Origin of the sequence: uncultured Maribacter sp. (assembly GCF_963974015.1) — a bacterium.
In the GTDB taxonomy this organism is placed as follows: Bacteria; Bacteroidota; Bacteroidia; order Flavobacteriales; family Flavobacteriaceae; genus Maribacter.
The window spans coordinates 957,052-975,806 of record NZ_CAXBBZ010000001.1 but is presented as its reverse complement, the minus strand read 5'-3'; the positions used below and the strand labels follow the sequence as shown (position 1 = coordinate 975,806).

At 34.2% G+C, this 18,755-nt stretch carries 23 protein-coding genes; 19 read left to right on the top strand and 4 right to left on the bottom strand.

Annotated features, from left to right (window positions below; translation table 11 throughout):
• The first annotated feature begins 52 nt into the window (after nucleotides 1-52).
• A complete protein-coding gene (locus AACZ41_RS04290; RefSeq protein ID WP_339626884.1) occupies nucleotides 53-979 on the top strand; it encodes a bifunctional riboflavin kinase/FAD synthetase in 927 nt (308 codons plus the stop codon).
• Between the two features lie 394 nt (nucleotides 980-1,373).
• Here AACZ41_RS04290 and AACZ41_RS04285 read toward each other — a convergent pair whose 3' ends face one another.
• Nucleotides 1,374-1,754 (bottom strand): VOC family protein, encoded by a 381-nt coding sequence (locus tag AACZ41_RS04285; protein ID WP_339626882.1) that lies wholly within the window; start codon nucleotides 1,752-1,754, stop codon nucleotides 1,374-1,376.
• Between the two features lie 79 nt (nucleotides 1,755-1,833).
• Between AACZ41_RS04285 and serS the strand changes: the two genes are divergently transcribed.
• The 18 genes from serS to AACZ41_RS04195 all read left to right on the top strand — a co-directional run bounded on the left by serS (nucleotide 1,834) and on the right by AACZ41_RS04195 (nucleotide 15,086).
• Nucleotides 1,834-3,105, top strand: coding sequence for a serine--tRNA ligase (gene serS / locus AACZ41_RS04280; RefSeq protein ID WP_339626880.1), 1,272 nt, complete (start codon nucleotides 1,834-1,836; stop codon nucleotides 3,103-3,105).
• A gap of 1,374 nt (nucleotides 3,106-4,479) precedes the next feature.
• On the top strand, nucleotides 4,480-4,884 hold the full coding sequence (locus tag AACZ41_RS04275; RefSeq protein ID WP_339626878.1) for an OsmC family protein: 405 nt from the start codon (nucleotides 4,480-4,482) through the stop codon (nucleotides 4,882-4,884).
• 143 nt (nucleotides 4,885-5,027) lie between these two features.
• Nucleotides 5,028-5,354 carry a multidrug efflux SMR transporter gene (locus AACZ41_RS04270; protein WP_339626876.1) on the top strand — a complete coding sequence of 109 codons (327 nt, stop codon included), beginning with the start codon at nucleotides 5,028-5,030 and terminating at the stop codon, nucleotides 5,352-5,354.
• 84 nt (nucleotides 5,355-5,438) lie between these two features.
• Nucleotides 5,439-5,645: a DUF1801 domain-containing protein gene (locus tag AACZ41_RS04265; protein WP_339626874.1), complete on the top strand. Its 207-nt coding sequence runs from the start codon at nucleotides 5,439-5,441 to the stop codon at nucleotides 5,643-5,645.
• Nucleotides 5,582-5,761 (top strand): DUF1801 domain-containing protein, encoded by a 180-nt coding sequence (locus tag AACZ41_RS04260; RefSeq protein WP_339626963.1) that lies wholly within the window; start codon nucleotides 5,582-5,584, stop codon nucleotides 5,759-5,761. The genes AACZ41_RS04265 and AACZ41_RS04260 overlap by 64 nt, the downstream gene beginning before the upstream one ends.
• A 29-nt stretch (nucleotides 5,762-5,790) precedes the next feature.
• A complete protein-coding gene (locus AACZ41_RS04255) occupies nucleotides 5,791-6,069 on the top strand; it encodes a YdeI/OmpD-associated family protein (protein ID WP_339626872.1) in 279 nt (92 codons plus the stop codon).
• Nucleotides 6,070-6,137: 68 nt separating this feature from the next.
• Entirely contained in the window at nucleotides 6,138-7,925 is a 1,788-nt protein-coding gene (locus tag AACZ41_RS04250) for a tetratricopeptide repeat protein (protein ID WP_339626870.1), read from the top strand.
• An 86-nt stretch (nucleotides 7,926-8,011) separates the two neighbouring features.
• On the top strand, nucleotides 8,012-8,644 hold the full coding sequence (locus tag AACZ41_RS04245) for a DUF4286 family protein (protein WP_339626868.1): 633 nt from the start codon (nucleotides 8,012-8,014) through the stop codon (nucleotides 8,642-8,644).
• 20 nt (nucleotides 8,645-8,664) lie between these two features.
• The gene (rsmA, locus tag AACZ41_RS04240; RefSeq protein WP_339626866.1) at nucleotides 8,665-9,531 is read left to right on the top strand and encodes a 16S rRNA (adenine(1518)-N(6)/adenine(1519)-N(6))-dimethyltransferase RsmA; all 867 of its coding nucleotides are present in this window, start codon (nucleotides 8,665-8,667) and stop codon (nucleotides 9,529-9,531) included.
• The gene (gene mgtE / locus AACZ41_RS04235; RefSeq protein ID WP_339626864.1) at nucleotides 9,518-10,870 is read left to right on the top strand and encodes a magnesium transporter; all 1,353 of its coding nucleotides are present in this window, start codon (nucleotides 9,518-9,520) and stop codon (nucleotides 10,868-10,870) included. Before rsmA ends, mgtE begins: the two co-directional genes overlap by 14 nt.
• Nucleotides 10,871-11,011: 141 nt before the next feature.
• On the top strand, nucleotides 11,012-11,377 hold the full coding sequence (locus tag AACZ41_RS04230; protein WP_339626862.1) for a cupin domain-containing protein: 366 nt from the start codon (nucleotides 11,012-11,014) through the stop codon (nucleotides 11,375-11,377).
• A gap of 11 nt (nucleotides 11,378-11,388) precedes the next feature.
• Entirely contained in the window at nucleotides 11,389-12,333 is a 945-nt protein-coding gene (locus AACZ41_RS04225) for a 2-hydroxyacid dehydrogenase (RefSeq protein WP_339626860.1), read from the top strand.
• Between the two features lies 1 nt (nucleotide 12,334).
• Nucleotides 12,335-12,790: a DUF1801 domain-containing protein gene (locus AACZ41_RS04220; RefSeq protein ID WP_339626858.1), complete on the top strand. Its 456-nt coding sequence runs from the start codon at nucleotides 12,335-12,337 to the stop codon at nucleotides 12,788-12,790.
• Nucleotides 12,791-12,821: 31 nt separating this feature from the next.
• Entirely contained in the window at nucleotides 12,822-13,208 is a 387-nt protein-coding gene (locus tag AACZ41_RS04215; RefSeq protein WP_339626856.1) for a VOC family protein, read from the top strand.
• A 55-nt stretch (nucleotides 13,209-13,263) separates the two neighbouring features.
• Entirely contained in the window at nucleotides 13,264-13,671 is a 408-nt protein-coding gene (locus AACZ41_RS04210) for a YtxH domain-containing protein (RefSeq protein ID WP_339626854.1), read from the top strand.
• A gap of 78 nt (nucleotides 13,672-13,749) precedes the next feature.
• The gene (locus tag AACZ41_RS04205; protein WP_339626852.1) at nucleotides 13,750-14,073 is read left to right on the top strand and encodes a metalloregulator ArsR/SmtB family transcription factor; all 324 of its coding nucleotides are present in this window, start codon (nucleotides 13,750-13,752) and stop codon (nucleotides 14,071-14,073) included.
• Nucleotides 14,074-14,088: 15 nt separating this feature from the next.
• Nucleotides 14,089-14,574, top strand: coding sequence for a DUF6428 family protein (locus AACZ41_RS04200; RefSeq protein WP_339626850.1), 486 nt, complete (start codon nucleotides 14,089-14,091; stop codon nucleotides 14,572-14,574).
• Nucleotides 14,575-14,585: 11 nt separating this feature from the next.
• Nucleotides 14,586-15,086: an N-acetyltransferase family protein gene (locus tag AACZ41_RS04195; RefSeq protein WP_339626848.1), complete on the top strand. Its 501-nt coding sequence runs from the start codon at nucleotides 14,586-14,588 to the stop codon at nucleotides 15,084-15,086.
• A 1-nt stretch (nucleotide 15,087) separates the two neighbouring features.
• On the opposite strand, the gene AACZ41_RS04190 is transcribed toward AACZ41_RS04195, so the two are convergent.
• The 3 genes from AACZ41_RS04190 to AACZ41_RS04180 all read right to left on the bottom strand — a co-directional run bounded on the left by AACZ41_RS04190 (nucleotide 15,088) and on the right by AACZ41_RS04180 (nucleotide 18,751).
• Nucleotides 15,088-16,905: a lysophospholipid acyltransferase family protein gene (locus AACZ41_RS04190; RefSeq protein WP_339626846.1), complete on the bottom strand. Its 1,818-nt coding sequence runs from the start codon at nucleotides 16,903-16,905 to the stop codon at nucleotides 15,088-15,090.
• Nucleotides 16,906-16,986: 81 nt separating this feature from the next.
• The gene (locus AACZ41_RS04185) at nucleotides 16,987-18,234 is read right to left on the bottom strand and encodes an aspartate kinase (RefSeq protein WP_339626844.1); all 1,248 of its coding nucleotides are present in this window, start codon (nucleotides 18,232-18,234) and stop codon (nucleotides 16,987-16,989) included.
• A 34-nt stretch (nucleotides 18,235-18,268) separates the two neighbouring features.
• Nucleotides 18,269-18,751, bottom strand: a complete 483-nt coding sequence (locus tag AACZ41_RS04180; RefSeq protein ID WP_339626842.1) for a GNAT family N-acetyltransferase — start codon at nucleotides 18,749-18,751, stop codon at nucleotides 18,269-18,271.
• Between the last annotated feature and the right edge of the window lie 4 nt (nucleotides 18,752-18,755).

Below are 18,755 nucleotides of genomic sequence, written 5' to 3'. Positions count from 1 at the left end.
TAAGAGGCTTTTATCTCAAATCAAATATAAGTCTTTTTATTTTCTATCATAGGTGATTACAGTCCGCAACATTTCCAAATATAAAGAAGAATATCCCACAGTCATTACTATTGGCACTTTTGATGGGGTACATATAGGTCACCTAAAAATACTTAATAAAGTCATAAACCATGCCAAGAGCACAGAACTAAAATCTGCAGTACTTACCTTTTTTCCTCATCCAAGAATGGTTTTACAGAAAGATACCGATATTAAACTATTGAATACAATAGACGAAAAGATTAGCATCTTAGAACGACTAGGATTAGATGTTTTAATTATTCATCCGTTTACAGTAGAGTTTTCTAGACTTACCGCTACAGAATTTGTTCGTGACATTTTAGTGAACACATTGAACATTAAAAAAGTAATTATCGGTTATGATCATAGATTTGGTCGCAATAGAAATGCCAATATTACAGACCTAATTGCTTTCGGAAATGCGTTAGATTTTACCGTAGATGAAATTCCTGCACAAGAAATTGACGACGTATCTGTAAGTTCAACTAAAATCAGAAAAGCCTTAGAGGATGGGGATATAGATACGGCAAATAGTTATTTAGGCTATGATTATATGCTTACAGGTATAATTGTAAGAGGAAAAGGAATTGGCAAGCAGCTAGGCTACCCAACAGCAAACCTATCAATTGAAGAAGACTACAAACTTATACCTAAAAATGGCGTATATATAGTTAAAACTAAGCTAGACGGAACCACGGTTTATGGCATGATGAATATAGGCTTCAACCCAACAGTAAATGGTACGGAAAAAACTATAGAAATCAACTTTTTCGACTTTGATTCCGATCTTTATGATAAAAAGATACAGGTAGATATTTTAGCGCGCTTACGTGACGAACACAAATTTGAATCGATAGATGGTTTAAAAGAGCAATTGGCAAAAGACAAAGAAAAATCTCTCCAATATATTCAGCGATAAAATGTTTAACAAGTTATTATTTCAAAAGATAGATAATAGCTCACTGATCATTTTTCGCATGTTCTTCGGCATTTTAATATCTCTTGAGTGTTTTGGGGCAATCGCTAAAGGATGGGTAAAACGAAATCTTAAAGGCCCAAAAAAAAATTCCATTTTAAGATTTTTATTGGTAACACCCATTACCTGGTTCAGGCATGTATTCCTATTTTGGTCTTATGGGAGTTTCCTCCAAATTTAAATCTTTGGATTTTCTAAAAAATGGCAAAGATGTTTCGATTTATTTAGAAAACTCAAAAGTTAATATAAACGCTAAGTCATTGTCCCTTTTATAGTATCTAAAAAAGATTTATCCTTAGAATCATGAAAACGGTTATAGTATCATACATGAATTATACTAGAATTTCACAGTTCTCTGACAAAGTTGAAGCGGAATACCCCAAGGATCTCGTAACATTACCAAATGACTACCATCTTCCTTTAAAATTTCATCAAAAAAACTAGCACCAGCATTAAGTAATCGTTGTTTGTCCTTTTCTGCATTTTCAGATACAAACGCTACATGGAACGTTAAAGGGTGCCTATTACTAAAATCCTCAGCTAATTCGTCTTCTCGTTTATAAAATTCAATAACTACGCGATGCGTACTGTCGGCCAAAAATGTCATGTACGGAGATTCGCGCTGCTGGTTCGCTATTGTTAGCCCTAAATGGGTACAGTACCAATTAACTACCCCTTTAATATCAACCACATTTAATGCAAAGTGTTCAAAAGTCATTTTAATCGATGATTAGACCATAAAAGTATCTAATTTAAAACTAAGATTACCGTAAATTTGCAGTCAAATACAACCTAAAATGTTACAATTACAGACCATACGGGAGAATAAAGAAGAAATTCTCCTTGCCCTTGGAAAAAGAAATATTGACGCTCATACCCTCTTGGACAATGTTCTTCAATTGGATGAAAAAAGACGTACTACTCAAACCCAATTAGATAATGTCTTAGCTGAATCCAATTCCCTTTCCAAAGAAATTGGTGCATTGTACAAAACAGGTAAGGCTAAAGAGGCCAATATTTTAAAAGAGAAAACAGTCCATTTAAAAGACGAATCCAAACAACTGGGTGAAGATTTGAATACTGTCGAAGAAGAGCTTCAAGCATTGCTATATCAAATACCAAATGCACCACACACCTCTGTTCGAAAAGGTTCATCCGAAGAGGACAATGAAGAAATTTTTAAAGAAGGTGAGATACCTACCTTAGATGCAGACGCCCAACCACATTGGGAATTGGCTAAAAAATACGACATTATCGATTTTGAATTGGGAGTAAAAATAGCAGGAGCCGGATTTCCCGTATACAAAGGAAAAGGAGCCCGTTTACAGCGAGCATTAATAAATTACTTTTTAGATAAAAATACAGAAGCGGGTTACACCGAAATTCAAGTACCACATTTAGTGAACGAACTATCTGGTTATGGAACAGGGCAATTACCTGATAAAGAAGGGCAAATGTATCATGTAACAGCAGATGACCTTTATTTAATACCTACTGCAGAGGTACCTGTTACCAATATTTTTAGGGATGTAATTGTAAATGAAAGTGATTTTCCGATAACCTATACTGGCTATACACCATGTTTTAGGAGGGAAGCAGGTAGTTATGGTGCCCATGTACGTGGTCTGAACCGTTTACATCAGTTTGATAAGGTTGAAATTGTTCGTGTAGAGCATCCAACGAAGTCTTATGAAGCTTTAGATGGTATGGTAGAACATGTAAAGAATATTTTAAGGGAATTAAAATTACCATATCGTATTCTTCGTCTTTGTGGTGGTGATTTAGGGTTTACGGCCGCTCTTACTTTTGATTTTGAAGTGTTTTCTACAGCCCAAGACCGTTGGCTAGAAATTAGTTCTGTTTCGAATTTCGAAACCTATCAGGCCAATAGGTTAAAATTAAGATATAAAGATGAGAATGGTAAAAATCAATTAGCACATACCTTAAATGGTAGCTCATTGGCTTTACCTCGTGTTTTGGCAGGTATTTTAGAAAATTACCAAACCCCTGAAGGTATTAGAATACCAGATGTATTAGTACCTTATTGTGGATTTAATATGATTGATTAACCACATACTTGGGAGACTAATAATGCTATCTATGATGGTATTATCTTGTTCTATATCTGGATTATTTCTAAAATGAATTCATATGCTAGTGGTATTTACTCATTTACCGTCCCATTTCGGTAAATCACCCAGACATGACTTTATTTTAAATTTCCTGAACAAAAAACCCCGTACCCATTTTCTCTCTGCTCTCTAAAAATTCATACAAAGGTTAGATTAAATAAATGTATTTAAACTCATTAAACTATTTTAGAGGTATTTCAATAATTCTCATCGTTTTTGGACATTGTTTAGGTCTAGCTGATTTTTCTTATGATTCCGTCTTAGGTAATACAATTCATAACTTGACTCTAGGAGGTACGTCTTTTTTTGTGTTTATTTCTGGTTTTTTGTTTCATCATATTTTTTACCCAAAATTTCAATTTAAGCGGTTTCTAATAAAAAAAACTAAATATGTTTTATTTCCATACCTAATATTATCAACACTTCCAATAGCCTATTTACTTCTTAGAATTTGTATTGCATGTATTTCATCATCAAGCTCTATTACAAACCGTTATAATGAACTTTTTTCCTTTCCAATATTTCGTCATTACCTCACTGGAGTTGATAAAAGTTTTATTGGCTATTGGTATATTCCTTTTATTATAATCATTTTCCTCCTATCACCTCTTTTTGTCAGGTTCATAAAACTTAATTTTAAAACCCAGATATTAATTACCATTTTGCTCCTAATTTGTTCGATTTTTATGCACAGGGGTATGGATTTAAATGCCTTTTCTGTTTTTCAAAATGTTTTATTCTTTACACCTATTTATTTATTTGGTATTATATCCTCAGAAAAGAAAGATGTTATTTATTCTAAATTAAAGGGAAATGAATTCTATATCTTAATTATAGCTTTTACTCTTGCATTATTTCAGGCATATATTGGGGAATTGGGGAATTATCACAAATCCCCATTTATTTATAGTGGGATGGATTTGATGATAATACAGAAAATTCTTCTATGTCTCTTTTTTATGGTTTTTTTAAATCGTTTTGAAAATTATAAACTTCGGTTTTTTGAAATAATAGCTAGCAATAGTTTTGGCATATTTTTTATTCATGGGATTGTCATTACTGTTATTAGTCTTATCAAGGAGAAATTAGATTTTTCATTTACCCCAAATTCATTTATAATATATTTCATCGTTGCATCAATTGTATTTCTCCTTTCCCTAATTGTAACTTTTATTGTAAAAAGAATTTTTCCAAAATATAGTAGATATCTAATTGGTAGTTAATTGATAATATTCCTTTCTTTATTGGTTTAGCTTAAGTAATGTATATTACGAGACTTGCCAATTAATAAATTATAACGATATCTAAACTATGGAATACCATACAACAGCATACTCAGCCTCAAAAACAAATGCTACAATAGTCATAAAACAATCAAGCATTGAATTTGGGATTACCCCAGAAACAGATGATAGCCTACCAAACCCAGCAGAATTATTTTTAGGTTCATTTTCGTCTTGTATCCTTAAAAATGTTGAGCGTTTCTCCATTCTTATGCATTTTGAATATACCTCTACTGAAATTTCGGTAAAGGCAACACGTTTAGAAAAACCTCCAAGAATGGACGAGATAAACTATGTACTAAAAGTACATAGCAAAGACAAGAACTTAAATATAGACTTACTAAAAAAGAATATAGAAAAGTTCGGGACCATTTACAACACCATCAAATTATCTTGTGCAATAAATGGCAGCATTGAAAAAATTTCAGATTAGAAAAAACGAAGGTTTTGAACCGCCTATTTTTACAACATAGTCGGCCTCATAAATTCTTTGAACTAACAACTTGAAAATGAATTTTCATGAGAAAAATTTAACTAAAGAGAGACACCAGTATTACGATAGATAAATACCAAAAAATGAATTGGATTTTATTAATAATTGCAGGTCTATTTGAAGTTGCTTTTGCATTTTGTTTAGGAAAAGCAAAAGAAACTTCAGGTAATGAAATGTACTTATGGTATGTTGGGTTTTTGGTAGCCCTTGCCATAAGTATGATACTTTTAGTAAAAGCGACACAAACCTTACCAATAGGAACAGCTTACGCAGTGTGGACAGGTATTGGTGCCGTTGGCACAGTATTACTGGGGATTATGGTATTCAAAGAACCTGCCACTTTTCTTAGACTGCTTTTTATCACTACTCTAATTGGCTCTATTATTGGTTTAAAAGTAGTATCTCATTAAATTTAAAGCGATTAGAAATATGGCAATCAATAAATAGACTTATGATTTAATTTTTTAAGATTATAAATAGAATATCTGATTATCATGAATAAAAAAGTTACAGATTATCTAAATGGACTTACCCAATGGAAAGATGAACTTACCCGACTTCGAGAGATAATTCTTGACTGTAACTTGGTAGAAGATTTTAAATGGATGCATCCATGTTACACGTATAAAGGCAAAACATTGTATTACTGCATGGTTTTAAAGAATATAGTGCCCTACTATTTTACAAAGGAGCGCTTTTAAAAGACCCAAAGAAAATACTGATCCAACAAACAGAGAATGTACAGGCCGGTCGACAAATTCGATTTATAAATTTAGCAGAGATAAATCAATTAGAAGTTATGTACTGGAAGCGGTAGAGCATGAAAAATCTGGTCTGAAAATACCGATGAAAAAAGTTACGGATTTTACTTTTCCTTTAGAACTAAAGCAAAAATTTAAAGAAAATCCTGAACTTGAAACTGCCTTCAATAATCTTACTCCTGGGCGAAAGAAAGGGTATCTACTACATTTTTCTCAAGCAAAACAGTATTCAACGCGACTATCAAGAATAGAAAAAAATACCAAACGAATTTTTAATGGTAAGGGATTAAACGATTGTATTTACGGGCTTTCTAAACGAATGCCGAATTGTGATGGTTCTCATAATCAACTCTCTTCTAAATAAATTATTTTACACTCGTGTTGTTATCAACATCTTTATAACATCTTATAGCATTCTACGTATCTTTGAATATGCGTATCTTAATTTTCCTTATTTCGTATTTATCACTGACCACTTTTGCTTGGGCTCAAGAAGATTTTTTGGCAAAGCAATATTTCGCTGATGGCGATTTTGAAAAAGCAGTGGTTTTCTACGAGAAATTAGTAGAGAAAAATCCGCGGCGAACAGAATATGCACAAGATTTAGTCGCCTGCTACCAACAATTAGAACGCTACGAAGAGGCAGGTGAATTTATTAAGACACGTTTAAAAGACCGCAACCCCTACCCCACTTTGTTGGTAGACCTAGGATACAATCATGCCCTTCAAGAGCAGCCAGAGATGGCGCAAACGTATTATAATCAAGCCTTAGATATTATTCCTAAAAATCCAAATTACGGTTATGCAATCGGTCTTCAGTTTCAAAAGTATAGCCTTTTAGATATGGCGATTAGCGCTTTTGAAAAATCAATGCAGCTTAACCCAGCATTAGATTTCAATTTTCAATTAGCGCGTATTTATGGCGAGCAAGGTAATGTTGAAGCAATGTACAATGCCTACCTGAATTTGGTTATGGACGGAAAAACTTCAAAATCGAATATTTTAAGGAGTATCGATGATTTCGTTTCAGAAAATTCTGAGGATACCAATAATATTCTATTAAAGAAAGTACTACTAGAACGAGCTCAAAAAAAACCTGATATAATATGGAACGAATTACTTAGCTGGCTTTTTACGCAACAAAATCAATACAGTAGTGCCTTCAGACAAGAAAAAGCCATATTAAAACGTATAGATGGTAGTTCTACTGTACGATTAGAAAATTTGGGTGATAATGCTTTAGAAGCTGAAGATTACGAAGTCGCTAAAGATATTTATAGCTATATCATCGATAATACCAACAATGAGATTACCAAATTAGATGCGGAATTAAACCTAATCGATATTGAGTTAATAAATGCCTCTCAAGGTCAATTAGAAACGATTAAAAAGAGATATGATCAACTTATAGATATCTACGGTTACAAGGCACAGACCCTTCAACTCCAAGTAGCCTATGCAAATTTTCTCACGTTTAAAAAAAATGACCCACAACCGGCAGAAAAGCTATTAAAAAATAGTCTTGAACTTCCTTTAAGTGACCGAGGAACTGCGTATCTAAAATTAGCTCTGGGTGATATTTTGGTCTATGACAAAAAATTCAACGAAGCACTAATTTATTTCTCGCAGATACAGCAAAAACTAAAGAATGACGTACTAGGGCAAGATGCCCGCTTTAAAGTTGCCCAAACAAGTTTTTATAAGGGAGATTTTGATTGGGCATTGACCCAGTTAAAGGTTTTAAGAAGTTCAACTTCACAATTAATAGCCAATGATGCGATGCAATTGAGTTTGTTGATTTCAGATAATTCCTTAGAAGATTCTACACAAACAGCTTTAAAAAAGTATGCACGAGCAGATTTTCTATCTTATCAAAATAAAACTGATGATGCCATAACTACCTTGAACGATATTCTTGAAAACCATAAAGGCGAAAAAATTGAAGACGAAGCCTTACTTAAGCAGGCTGAGTTGTTCGAATCACAAAAAAAATACGACGAAGCCCAATTAAACTATCAAAAAATAATCACTTTTTATGGTAATGGTATTTTGGCCGATGATGCATATTATGCTTTGGGCGAGCTTTACAGAAAAGTTTACAAAGACACAGCAAAAGCTAAAGAACAATATGAAAAAATAATTTACAATTATCAAGACAGTTATTATTTTCCACAAGCACGAAAGAACTTTAGAATATTAAGGGGCGACTCGATTAATTAAAAACATCCTCACAATTATATTTAAGATACTGTTCATTTAACCTTGTATCTGACATTTGATTTTACGGAATAATCTGAATTTAACATATGTACATTTATAACGTAACCACCAATATTGAAGAAACCAGTCATGATTCTTGGGTAAAATGGATGAAAGAAACTCATATACCAGAAGTACTATCTACCGGTAAGTTTCTAAGTGCAAAATTCACAAAAGTATTGATTGAAGAAGACATGGGCGGTTTCACTTATTCGGTTCAATATACTGTAAAGGATAAAGCTACTTTAGAACGATATTATGAAGAAGACGCTCCTAAATTAATAGTAAGTATTCAACGTAATTTTGCTGGAAAATTGGTTTCCTTCAAAACTGAATTAGAGGTTATAGATGAATATTTTGTGCAGCGTGCAACTGCTACACACTACTTGTTCACCTATGGTACATTGCAAGAAAGAGAAGTACAATTAGGTGTTTTTTCAAGACCCTTAGCTGGCTTTGAAGATGAATTACCACTGTATATTCTTTCGGACAAAAAAGTAGCAGACCTATATCCGACGTTGTATCACACCGGACAAAAAGAAGATTCTATTAAAGGGCAAGTCTATACCTTATCAAATCAAGAATTAATGAAGGCCGACACATATGAAGGTGAAGCCTATGAACGAAAACAAATTCAATTGTCATCTGGTAAAAATGCATGGGTATATATTGCAAAATAAGCTTGGTTTAAGAACATAATATGGGAACGAAAAGGAAAAAGAATAAAAGTGATGGGTATGTTCATAAAAAGCATCAAGAGAAAGGACCTGTAAAAGCCAAGAAATACTTAGGTCAGCATTTTTTAAAAGATGAAGATATTGCCGAACAAATTGCCGATACACTTTTACAAAAAGAATATCATAATGTTATAGAAATAGGTCCTGGCACAGGGGTTTTAACCAAATACCTACTTCTACGAAACAGCAATTTAATAGCGATGGATTTAGATTCCGAGTCTATTAAATATCTAAATGAAATCTTTCCATCAGAGCATCCGAAGGCATTTGAAGGTGATGGCTCTTTTAAGGTCATTGAGGCCGATTTCTTGAATTTTGATATTTCAACTTTATTTGGCACAGAGCAATTTGGTATTACAGGGAACTTTCCATATAATATTTCCACTCAAATTGTTTTTAAAATGCTAGAATTGAGAGATCAAGTTCCAGAATTCTCCGGCATGTTTCAAAAAGAAGTGGCCCAACGTATTTGTTCTAAAGAAGGTAGCAAGGCTTATGGCATTCTATCAGTTTTGGTTCAAGCATTTTATGACGCAGAATATCTTTTTACGGTACAACCAGATGTATTCGACCCACCGCCAAAAGTACAATCGGGCGTATTACGCCTAACACGTAAAAAAGACTTTGAACTTTCTTGTGATGAGCAACTGTTTCATAGAGTTGTAAAAACAGCTTTTAACCAACGTAGAAAGACTTTACGTAATAGTTTAAAAACATTTGCACTATCAGATATTCTTAAAGAAGATACTATATTTGACCTAAGGCCAGAACAATTGGCCGTAGCGGACTTTATTTCATTGACGAAGAAAATAGCGGATGATACCCTTTAAACTTACAGAAGAACTTGTTACTGAAATAGAACAGCACATTGAAAATAAAAATGATGCTGGACTAAATGCTATGCTTGCAGATGTGCATTATGCAGATATTGCAGAAATCATAAATGAACTTGATGATGATGAGGCTACCTACCTCATTAAATTATTAGATAGCGATAAAACCTCTGATATTCTTACAGAGTTAGATGAAGATGTTCGTGAGGCGATATTGGGCAACCTTTCCTCGAAAGAAATTGCAAGCGAATTAGACGAGCTTGATACTGATGACGCGGCTGATATTATTGGTGAACTACCCAAAGAGCAAGTACAAGACGTTATCTCTAAAATAGAGGATCGCGAACATGCCAAAGACATTGTTGATTTATTACGCTATGCAGAAAATTCTGCAGGTGGTCTTATGGCGAAAGAGCTTGTAAAGGTTAACGAAAATTGGAACGTACTGACCTGTGTTAAAGAAATGCGGGCACAAGCCGAAAACGTAACTCGTGTTCATTCTATTTATGTTGTAGATGATGAGGATAAACTAAAGGGACGTTTATCGTTAAAAGATTTATTGACCACATCGACCAAAACACACATAAAGGATGTTTTTATACCTAATGTAGATTATGTAAATGTCAATGAAGATCCTGAAGAGGTAGCTAGAATAATGAGTAAGTACGATTTGGAAGCCATACCCGTAGTTGATGAAATCGGCAGACTTGTAGGGCGTATTACCATTGATGATATTATTGATGTTATTAAGGAAGAAGCCGAACGTGATTATCAAATGGCAGCTGGTATATCGCAAGGTGTTGAAGCGGACGCCAGTATTTGGGAACTTACCCGTGCACGTTTACCATGGTTGATTTTAGGTCTTTTTGGAGGTGCTGCGGCGGCTGTAATTATGGGTGGTTTTGAAGAAATGTTCAGAGAATATACCGTTTTGTTCTTGTTTACACCTTTGATAGCAGCAATGGCCGGGAACGTAGGTGTTCAATCTAGTGCCATTATTGTACAGGGTTTAGCAAACGATGATATTAAAGGAAGCATAGGTAACCGATTAATTAAAGAAATGCTTCTGGCACTATTAAACGGGTTTATTCTATCATGTCTCTTGTTAGTATTTACTTGGGTCTGGAAAGGGGACTTCTTAACCTCTTTGGCAATCTCTATTTCACTTATTGCCGTAATCGTCGTTGCAGGGTTTATCGGTACATTCGTGCCTTTATTTCTTCACAAAAGAGGTATTGACCCAGCAATAGCAACAGGACCTTTTATAACCACCAGTAATGATATTTTTGGGATTCTAATTTACTTTTCTATAGCTAAACTCATTTTAGGTATTTAATAAACCCTGATTCTTGTTTTTAGAAAACCGCTACTTTACGTATCTTACTTTGTACAACACTCGCTATTGGTTTACAGCAGTTATGAGGTATTGTTATGTCAAATCAAGAATTTATATTATTCATAGTTTTTAATCTAAAAAATGAAAAGCATAAATCTTAAAGAAAAATATGAGTTGGTCGATGCCTATTGGCATCCACATCAAATTGGCATTGTAGATAATATGCAAGTATTGTTGGCAAAGTTAAAAGGGGAATTCGTATGGCATGCCCATGAAAATGAAGATGAACTATTTCATGTTATAAAAGGTACTTTGTATATGCAATTTAGAGACCGCATCGAAGTCGTGAACAAAGGTGAAATAATTATCGTTCCAAAAGGGGTCGAGCATTGCCCAAGCACAAAAAACCATGAAGAGGTTCAGGTCTTATTATTTGAAAAATTAACTACAAACCATACGGGAAAGGTTGAAACTGAATTAACACAAACCGTTTATCCTAAAATATAATCCCCTAATAAATGAAAGTATTACACGTAGATATTAACCACCCACTAATTATTGAACAATTTTCTGAATTAGGTTTTCAGAACGATGAAGATTACATCTCCTCTAAAAAAGAAATCGAAAACAAAATTGAGCAGTACGATGGTTTAATTATTCGTAGTCGATTTACTATAGACTCTGAATTTTTAGATAAGGCGAAGAACCTTAAATTTATTGGTCGATTAGGTGCAGGACTTGAAAATATTGACACAAAATACGCCAAATCACGAGGTATATTTCTTGCTGCAGCACCAGAAGGCAATCGAAATGCAGTAGGTGAGCATGCCATGGGTATGTTATTGTCTCTATTTAATAAGTTAAATTCAGCGGACCGAGAAGTTAGAATTGGAAAATGGGACCGCGAAGGCAATAGGGGTTTAGAATTAGAAGGTAAAGTAGTTGGTATTATTGGCTATGGCAATATGGGCAAAGCTTTTGCGAAAAAACTAATAGGTTTTGATGTTGAAGAGGTTATCTGTTATGATATACAAGGCGGCGTAGAAGATGAAAATGCACGTCAAGTTGGTATTATGGAATTTCAAAACCGTGTTGATGTAGTAAGTCTACATGTACCTCAAACAGAATTGACAATCGGAATGATTAACTCTGAATTTCTAGAAAAGTTTCAAAATCCTATTTGGATTATAAATACCGCTAGAGGAAAATGTATTATAACCTCAGATTTAGTGGAAGCCTTGAAATCTGGTAAGGTTCTAGGTGCAGGGTTAGATGTTTTGGAATATGAAAAAGCTTCTTTCGAAAATATGTTTTCAGAGAATAGTTTACCTGATGCATTTCAATATTTAATAGACTCAGACCAAGTAATACTATCACCACATGTAGCAGGTTGGACGGTTGAAAGCAAAATAAAATTGGCCCAAACTATAGTCAATAAAATAAAAGCAAAATTTATAGTTTAAAATGAAATATATCGCCAATTCACCTAACGACTATATTGACCAACTACCTCAAGAACGTCGTGAAGTAATTGAAAAAATACGTGCTGTGATAAAACAAAATTTACCTCAAGGTTTTGAAGAACAATTGAGCTATGGTATGCTGGGTTATGTTGTACCGCACTCTTTGTATCCGGCCGGATATCACGTAAATCCAGAATTACCATTACCATTCATCAACGTAGCTTCACAAAAGAATTTTGTAGCTCTATACCATTCTGGCATTTATGCCAACACTAATTTACTAGAATGGTTTGTTGCCGAATATCCGAAACATAGTACCCTAAAACTTAACATGGGTAAAAGTTGTATTCGGTTCAAAAACCTAAATGATATTCCTTATAAACTAATTGCAGAATTATGCACAAAGATGACAACTAAGGAATGGATTACCTTATGTGAGAAAAATGTAAAGAAATAAAATACTTCGAAGCATATAAAATAGCGTAATCATGAAAAAAAGAGTTACAGGATTAGGAGGCTTCTTTTTTAAAACAAAAGACCCTAGCAAGGTAAAAGATTGGTATAATAAACATTTAGGACTAAATACCGACCAATATGGGAGTACTTTTTGGTGGAAAGACAAAGAGGGTAATGACTGCTCTACACAATGGAGTCCGATGAAGGATGACACTACGTATTTTGAGCCTAGCACATCTACTTATATGATGAATTTTAGGGTCGAAAATTTAGTAGAATTAATACAAGTTTTAAAAGAAGAAGGTGTTACGGTAGTCGGTGATATTCAGGAATTTGAATATGGAAAATTTGGCTGGATACTAGATCCCGATGGTAATAAGATTGAACTTTGGGAACCTATTGATAAAGCATTTTTATGATGTTCAAATATTTGCTACATTTATCATTAACATTAACCACCAAATAACAACTAAAATGTCAGACGAGAATAGAGATTTAGGAGATATGGCCGAAGATGCTTTTGACAAAGCTAAAGAATCTGCAAAGGAATTTTCAGATGATGTAAAAAAAACCTTTGACACCAACAACCCTGATAGCGGTAAAACTGTGGCAATAATTGCTCATATTACTTTGATCGGGTGGATAGTTGCTATAATTATGAACAGTAGCAACAAAACTGAGCTAGGTAGCTATTATATAAGGCAAACTTTGGGTATTTGGCTTCTTGCCCTCGTACTTAGTTGGATACCTATCGTAGGGTGTTTTGCGTTTTTAATATGTGTAGTACTCATAGTAATGAGTGTAATTAATGCCGCTAATGAAAAAAAAGTTCCAACTCCTGTAGTTGGGGAGTATTTTCAAGATTGGTTTAAAAGTCTATAAAAAAATAAGTCGGGTAAAATTATATCCGGCTTTTATTATTTAATTTATTATCGTAATATTGCAATATATAAATATGATATGGGCGTTACTAAAACACAAATATTTAATATAGAGCAAAACGAATTGGCAGTCATTTTTAAGGTATTATCTAATCCTGCTCGTATTGCCATCTTACAATATATAAGTCAGCAAGACTCTTGTATTTGTAATGACATCGTTGATGAAATAGGACTGGCACAGCCAACCATTTCACAGCATTTAAAAGAACTAAAGAGTATTGATCTTATAAAAGGAGAAATCGAAGGTAAGAAGGTTTGTTATTGTATTAATCTAGCGAAATGGACAGAAATACAGGCCCTTCTTAACTCCTTCTTCAATACAACCAAAAGCAATTGTTGTTAATCAAAATTTCAAAACATGAAAACAAATGAATTTCTAGCCTTATTAAAGGAACACACAGATAAAAGTTTAGTATTTGAATATGCACCTGGTTTATTGGTTGGTGCAAATTACCATATTACCGAAGTAAAAAACATTACTATTGATTCTGTTGATTGTGGCGCAGGTACAGATTTTTGGAAAGAAACTATTATTCAACTTTGGGAAAGTCCGGAAGAACTAGGAAAAAGAGACTACATGTTAGCAGAGAAGGCATTATCTATATTAAATAGGGTAGATAAAATAAAGCCTATGGTAAAAGATGTTGAAGTTAAATTCGAATACAGCAACGCCTTATTTCATACTGCTCAGTTATTTGTTTTATCCTATCAAATTAAGGATAATAATTTACTTTTCCATTTAGGAGTCGAAAAAACAGATTGCAAGGCTAAAGAAACTTGTGGCGTGCCTGAAACTGTAGAAGTTATGGAATCTTCATGCGCACCAGGCAGTGGTTGCTGCTAATCAACACCGCTATGAATAAGATAACTATTAGAAAAATGTCAGCAACAGATTGGGACTCCGTTGCTGGTATTTACAAAGAAGGTATCGCTACCGGTTTCGCAACATTTGAAACTACCGTTCCCTCCTTTGAAACATGGGACAAAGCACATATGAACTCGTGTAGGCTCGTAGCTGAAATTTCCAATACCATCTTGGGTTGGGTGGCACTTTCACCTGTTTCTAACAGATGCGTATATGGTGGGGTCGCAGAAGTCAGTGTTTACATTTCAAAAGCAAGTAGAGGCAAAGGTATCGGTAAATTATTGTTAAAGCATTTAATAGATGCTAGTGAGCAAGATGGCATTTGGACATTACAATCAGGAATCTTCCCTACCAACCATGGCAGTATTAAGGTGCACGAAGCTGTAGGCTTTAGACGAATAGGTACACGTGAACGTGTTGGAAAATTAAATGGAACATGGATCGACAATGTGCTTTTTGAACGAAGAAGTAGCTTGGTCGGTGTAGATTAAATTACTCCTTCTCATGATTTTGAGCTTCTTGAAGTCTACGTTCCAATTCAGCCTGAAATTCTTCCATTACCGGTTTAACGGTACTTTCAGGTAAATCTGCAATCTTAATATACATTAAACCATCAACAGAATTGTTAAAAAGAGGATCAACATTAAAAGCAACTACCCTTGCGTTTTGTTTAATGTATTTTTTAATTAATACAGGCAACCTCAAATTACCTGGCTCCACCTCATCAATCAATCGGTCGAACTTATTTAAATCTGCCTGAGTTTCATCAAATACAAACTCTTTATCGGCATCATTAAGTTTTACCTTAAATTCTTTTTTTGGCCGTATATACTGCGCCACATACGGATCCCAGTAATTAGATTTCATAAACTCGATCATCAATGATTTCGAGAAATTTGAAAACTGATTACTTATACTTACCCCACCAATTAGGTATTTATGCTCAGGAAATCTTAAGGTAGTATGTACAATGCCTTTCCAAAGTAGAAATAAGGGCATTGGTTTTTGTTGATATTCTTTTGTGATATATGCTCTACCCATTTCTATAGAATGTTCCATCATATCATATAATTCTGGTTCAACTCTAAACAAATCTTGAACGTAGAATCCGTCAATACCATATTGTGGAAAAATTTCAGAACCCATTCCCATTCTGTATGCGCCGACAATACATTTCGCCTCATCATCCCAAAGAAATAAATGGTGGTAGTACGAATCGAAACTATCTAAATCTATCGCCTTATTGGTACCTTCACCAATAGCTCTAAAAGTAACTTCTCGCTGTCTTCCTATTTCCTTTAAGATAAAAGGCATATCCTTTTCCTTAGCTAAAAACACTTCGTAATTCTTGCTTTGCAATAAACGACAATCTTTTTCCCTAAGCTTCTCAATCTCACCTTCCATTACCTCTTTCCGAACAGCTGTAGCTATTTTCTTAGGTTGCTTAGGAAGTTTAAGAGAAGTTGGTATTTGGTCTATTAAACGTTCTTTTTCATATGCATTCGATAAGATATAGGTCTTGCGCCGTAGCAAATCTGTATATTCTTCTAAACTTTCTTGCTCCTTTTGGGTAGCGACAGAAATTGGCTGTCCTATTCTAACTTTAATAGGCCTATTTCTTTGAGTAAAAACTTGAGAAGGGATCATTGCGGTTCGTAATGAATCGCCCAATTTGGCGATACGATAAAACAGCCCACTATTCTTTGCATGAAAATATATAGGTACTACTGGCACATCTGACTTTCTAATCAATTTTATGACGGCCTCCTCCCAAGGTTTATCAACCATCATTTTACCTTCTTTAATAGTAGATACCTCACCAGCAGGGAAAACGCCCAATACATGACCATCTTTTAAATGTTGAAGTGTATTCTTAAAGCCTGCGATACTGCTTCTTGCGTCTTTATGGTCGGTAAAAGGATTTACCGGCAAAATAAAAGGCTCTAATGGCACCATCCTTTGTAACAGAAAATTAGCCATTATCTTATAATCAGGCCGTTGCTTCACCATTAACTTAAAAAGTAAAATACCATCAATAGCACCTAAAGGATGATTGCTAATGGTAACATATGGCCCTTCTTTTGGCAATCTTCTATAGTCTTCTTCAGGTATTTCGTAGTCAATTTCAAAATGCTCTAATATGGCATCAGCATAGGCTTCGCCTTCTAAATGAGCAATTGAATCATAATACCTATTGATGCCAGATAATCGGGTTACCTTTAATAAAACCCAACCGATAAAAGTACCGAATACCCCATATTTGGTTAGATTAATAGCCTTGGCAACTTCTTTAGCTGTAACTAAACCCATATATCATCCTCAATTAGACTGTAAATATAGGAAAATAGCAGTAGTAGCTTCGCTTTTAAACAAGGTGAAATTAAAAGGTAATTACTTTACAACTAGCTGCACGGTTTCTGTTCCTCGTTGCTCTAAAAGCAACTCATTACCATTCTGTAATGATTCTAATGATTGGGTATCAAAATGACGAATAGTATATAAGGATACATTCTCATGATAGGCTACCTTAAACTTACTTTTCAATTGCTGAAGCATCGCATCTAAACCTCCAAACTTATTATCTATACAAACCGAAAAACTAATAGCAGAGTTCTGAATGAGATCTACTTTAATCTTATGCTGATGAAATAACTTGAAAAGTTCGCTGATACTATCCTCTACTATAAATGAAAAATCCAGCGAAGATAATTTTATTAAAACTTGATTCTTTTTAACAATGAAACACGGAACCTTTGGCTCAATACCAACACCCTTACCAACAGTTGTTCCTTTATTCGTAGGGTTTATAAACGATTTCACGTGTAATGGAATTTCTTTTCTTTGTAATGGCTGCAATGTTTTTGGGTGAATTACCGACGCCCCGTAAAAAGCTAATTCTATTGCTTCTCTGTACGAGATATTGTTCAATAATTGTGTTTCTTTAAAATACCGCGGGTCGGCATTTAAAACACCAGGTACATCTTTCCAAATAGTTACAGAGTCTGCATTTAAACAAAACGCCAAAATTGCTGCCGTATAATCTGAACCTTCTCGGCCTAAGGTAGTCGTGAAATTATTATCATCACTACCCAAAAACCCTTGAGTTATATTTAAAACTTTCTTGTCTATTTTGGTCACATTCTCTTGTGTACGTTCCCAATTCACGGTGGTATCTCTATAACTACTATCTGTTTTTATGAAGTTTCTTACATCTAACCAATTATTTGAGATGCCGATTTCTTTAAAATATGCGCTAATAATTGTAGTTGAAATCAATTCACCATACCCTACTACTTGATCATATACAAAATTGTAATTAGGTGATTTGTTCCATACGAGAAAACCATTTATTTCATCAACTAGAACTTTAATATCCTTGTAGATCGAATGTTGAGCATTTGGAAATAATTCAGAGACTATACCAAGGTGGTAATCTACCATTTCTGCAACCTTCGATGGTATGTCTTTTTTATCATTAAAATATGCGTTTATTATATCTTCCATGGCATTTGTGGTCTTACCCATGGCAGAAACAACTAGCAAAGTATTTTCATACCCTACTTCTTTTAGAACCTTAACAACATTTCTTACTGCATCTGCATCTTTAACCGATGCACCACCAAATTTAAAAACCCTCATAGCCTTCTTTTGTCTTAAATCAATCTGTCTTTGTTTACGCTATTGCGTTTAAATAATTTTTTATACCTACTTCATCTAACTGTACCACATCCCAATCTCGCATTACGTTCGCTCCTTTACTTTCATAAAATCCGATTGCAGGTTCGTTCCAGTCTATTACCTCCCAGCTAATTCTCTTAACACCCAAGTCATTCCCATATTTTACTACTTCGTCTAAAAGTGCAGTACCTAAACCGGTACCACGCATTTCTTTGGTTACGATTAAGTCTTCTAAATGAATAACAGGTCCTTTCCATGTAGAATACCTTGGATAGACCAATGCCATACCCACAACCTTTTCTTCCTTTTCAGCAACAAAGCAATGAAACAACTTATGCTTACCAAAACCATCTTCCATAAGATTTTGCTCACTAATTTCTACCGCATTTTCTTCCTTTTCAAAAGTGGCTAATTCATGAATCAATTGAAGTACTTGCTTCATATCTCCTTTTTGGGCAGTTCTGATTGTATATTCCATAATT

Bases quoted from the DNA above. Each gene is read 5' to 3' on its own strand.
- AACZ41_RS04200 (WP_339626850.1), top strand. From the start codon at position 14,089: ATGAAAACAAATGAATTTCTAGCCTTATTAAAGGAACACACAGATAAA.
- AACZ41_RS04230 (WP_339626862.1), top strand. From the start codon at position 11,012: ATGAAAAGCATAAATCTTAAAGAAAAATATGAGTTGGTCGATGCCTAT.
- AACZ41_RS04270 (WP_339626876.1), top strand. From the start codon at position 5,028: ATGAATTGGATTTTATTAATAATTGCAGGTCTATTTGAAGTTGCTTTT.
- AACZ41_RS04250 (WP_339626870.1), top strand. From the start codon at position 6,138: ATGCGTATCTTAATTTTCCTTATTTCGTATTTATCACTGACCACTTTT.
- AACZ41_RS04285 (WP_339626882.1), bottom strand. From the start codon at position 1,754: ATGACTTTTGAACACTTTGCATTAAATGTGGTTGATATTAAAGGGGTA.
- AACZ41_RS04220 (WP_339626858.1), top strand. From the start codon at position 12,335: ATGAAATATATCGCCAATTCACCTAACGACTATATTGACCAACTACCT.
- AACZ41_RS04225 (WP_339626860.1), top strand. From the start codon at position 11,389: ATGAAAGTATTACACGTAGATATTAACCACCCACTAATTATTGAACAA.
- AACZ41_RS04210 (WP_339626854.1), top strand. From the start codon at position 13,264: ATGTCAGACGAGAATAGAGATTTAGGAGATATGGCCGAAGATGCTTTT.
- AACZ41_RS04180 (WP_339626842.1), bottom strand. From the start codon at position 18,751: ATGGAATATACAATCAGAACTGCCCAAAAAGGAGATATGAAGCAAGTA.
- AACZ41_RS04215 (WP_339626856.1), top strand. From the start codon at position 12,822: ATGAAAAAAAGAGTTACAGGATTAGGAGGCTTCTTTTTTAAAACAAAA.
- AACZ41_RS04245 (WP_339626868.1), top strand. From the start codon at position 8,012: ATGTACATTTATAACGTAACCACCAATATTGAAGAAACCAGTCATGAT.
- AACZ41_RS04255 (WP_339626872.1), top strand. From the start codon at position 5,791: ATGAAAAAAGTTACGGATTTTACTTTTCCTTTAGAACTAAAGCAAAAA.
- mgtE (WP_339626864.1), top strand. From the start codon at position 9,518: ATGATACCCTTTAAACTTACAGAAGAACTTGTTACTGAAATAGAACAG.
- serS (WP_339626880.1), top strand. From the start codon at position 1,834: ATGTTACAATTACAGACCATACGGGAGAATAAAGAAGAAATTCTCCTT.
- AACZ41_RS04185 (WP_339626844.1), bottom strand. From the start codon at position 18,234: ATGAGGGTTTTTAAATTTGGTGGTGCATCGGTTAAAGATGCAGATGCA.
- AACZ41_RS04265 (WP_339626874.1), top strand. From the start codon at position 5,439: ATGAATAAAAAAGTTACAGATTATCTAAATGGACTTACCCAATGGAAA.
- AACZ41_RS04190 (WP_339626846.1), bottom strand. From the start codon at position 16,905: ATGGGTTTAGTTACAGCTAAAGAAGTTGCCAAGGCTATTAATCTAACC.
- AACZ41_RS04205 (WP_339626852.1), top strand. From the start codon at position 13,750: ATGGGCGTTACTAAAACACAAATATTTAATATAGAGCAAAACGAATTG.
- AACZ41_RS04195 (WP_339626848.1), top strand. From the start codon at position 14,586: ATGAATAAGATAACTATTAGAAAAATGTCAGCAACAGATTGGGACTCC.
- AACZ41_RS04275 (WP_339626878.1), top strand. From the start codon at position 4,480: ATGGAATACCATACAACAGCATACTCAGCCTCAAAAACAAATGCTACA.
- rsmA (WP_339626866.1), top strand. From the start codon at position 8,665: ATGGGAACGAAAAGGAAAAAGAATAAAAGTGATGGGTATGTTCATAAA.